This window comes from Phosphitispora fastidiosa (assembly GCF_019008365.1).
Taxonomy (GTDB): Bacteria; Bacillota; Thermincolia; order Thermincolales; family UBA2595; genus Phosphitispora; species Phosphitispora fastidiosa.
This window is the reverse complement of the sequence record NZ_JAHHUL010000167.1, coordinates 1-257: the sequence shown is the minus strand read 5'-3', so window position 1 is coordinate 257 and position 257 is coordinate 1. Positions and strand designations below refer to the sequence as shown.

The 257-nt window shown below is 40.5% G+C and carries 1 protein-coding gene; it reads left to right on the top strand.

Going from position 1 to position 257, the window contains the following annotated elements; translation table 11 throughout:
- Positions 1 to 257, top strand: a 257-nt coding sequence (locus Ga0451573_RS19365; protein WP_231685827.1) for a hypothetical protein, incomplete at both ends; no start/stop codon positions are given.

Below are 257 nucleotides of genomic sequence, written 5' to 3'. Positions count from 1 at the left end.
TCTTCCATCGAAGTAAAAGAAGTGGATGGCAGATTAGAAACTGACAGTGAACAAATAGAAGCCGAAACACAGTTCCTAATCACTGACAACTTCAAGCTATCTGTTGCTGGTAAACAAATTAAAGAGCTAAACCAAGAAAAGGAGTCTGGCACAGGCACGCTCTTGGGAGCGAAAGCGGAATATCTTTGGGATAGCGAGAACAGTGTTTACATCAAAGGTCAAACTACTGTAGATAATACCGATAACTACGATGAAAA